This is a genomic window from Dietzia sp. CQ4, from assembly GCF_014145125.1.
Classification (GTDB): Bacteria; Actinomycetota; Actinomycetes; order Mycobacteriales; family Mycobacteriaceae; genus Dietzia; species Dietzia natronolimnaea.
This window is the reverse complement of record NZ_JAALDZ010000317.1, coordinates 1-1,481: the sequence shown is the minus strand read 5'-3', so window position 1 is coordinate 1,481 and position 1,481 is coordinate 1. Positions and strand designations below refer to the sequence as shown.

The 1,481-nt window shown below is 72.3% G+C and carries 2 protein-coding genes; both read left to right on the top strand.

Translation table 11 applies throughout. From position 1 onward, the window contains the following. The first annotated feature begins 13 nt into the window (after positions 1-13). Positions 14-691 (top strand): peptide deformylase, encoded by a 678-nt coding sequence (locus G6031_RS15860; RefSeq protein WP_182653783.1) that lies wholly within the window; start codon positions 14-16, stop codon positions 689-691. Then, positions 684-1,481, top strand: a 798-nt coding sequence (locus tag G6031_RS15855; protein WP_182653782.1) for a GNAT family N-acetyltransferase, incomplete at its 3' end; no start/stop codon positions are given. The genes G6031_RS15860 and G6031_RS15855, both read left to right, overlap by 8 nt.

Genomic DNA, 1,481 nt, shown 5'->3' with positions numbered 1-1,481 from the left:
AGGATCGTCTGCCATGGCCGTCCTGCCCATCGTCATCCTCGGCGATCCCGCCCTCCACGCCCCCACCGAGCCCGTCACCGGGTCCCCGGAGGAGATCCGCGACCTCGTCCGCGACCTCTACGAGACGATGGACGCCGCCAACGGCGTGGGGCTGGCCGCCAATCAGGTGGGCATCCGCAAGCGGGTGTTCGTCTACGACTGCCCCGACCTGGACACCGAGGACGGCGAGGGCGTCTCACGCGAGGACGTCGAGGCCCGTGGCGGCTGGATCAACCGCCGCGGCTGCGTGGTCAATCCGGTGTTGGAGACCTCCGAGATCCCGGAGACCATGCCGGACCCGGAGGAGGATCTCGAGGGGTGCCTGTCCGTCCCCGGAGTGAACTTCCCGCGGGGACGCGCCTGGTGGGCCCGGGTCACCGGCACCGACGAGAACGGCGAGCCGGTCTCGGTGGAGGGCTACGGCCTGTTCGCGCGGTGCCTGCAGCACGAGGTGGGCCACCTCGACGGCTTCCTCTACACGGACGGACTCATCGGCCGGAACCGCAAGGCGGCCAAGAGGCACATCCGCGACGCGGGCTGGGGCGTGCCCGGGTTGAGCTGGGACCCGACCACCGATCCCGATCCGTTCGCCGACGAGGAGGACGACGACGTCGAGGACGACGACGACGAGGCCACCGACCTCCATGGCTGAGCAGGACCGGGGTCTGGCGGACCGGTCCCGGTGGAACGCGGGCCGACGCGTGGAGGTGGGGATGCGCGTGGTGGTGCGTCGTCATCTGGAGGACGGGCAGAGTTCGCATCTCTACACCGACGTCATCGGGCACGTGGTCGAGCTGGATCCCGTGCTGGTGGTACGCCGGGAGTCGGGCGAGGAGGTGCGGATCGCCGACCCCGACATCGCCGTGCTCAAGGTGTTGCCGCCCCGACCCGTCCCTGCCCGCGACGTCCGGGCCCACGAGTACGCGGGCGCGTTGGCGTGGCCGGGTACCGAGTTCGAGCTGGTGGACGGCTGGTTCTGCCGCGCCGGGGACGACTGGTCCTATCGCGGGAACTCGGCGGTCCCGGTGCTGCCGTGGGCCAGCTGCCGGGAACTCGACGGGGTCCGCGACTGGTACTCCGCCCGCGGCCTGCCGCTGCGCCTGGTGGCCGTGGACCGGTTGGTGGACGCCGACCGGATGGTCCTCGACGGGGTGCCGGTGGATCCCGCGCGGGTGAGCACGGACAGGGAACTGCTGCTGTGCACGGCCGACAGCCTCGAGTTGTTGGCCCGCGTGGACGCCACGGTCCCCGCCGATGCCCGCCCCGAGGTGGTGTTGGCCGACTCCCCCGACGACGACTGGCTCGCGCTGTACCACGCCACCGCGGGCCTGGACCCCGACCGCGTCCGGCCCGCGATGCTGGCGACCGCGGGGCTGGACGGCGCGGGAGCGGGGAGCGATGTGCCGGGGCCGGGTGGACACGTGGTGTTCGCGCGCGTGGAG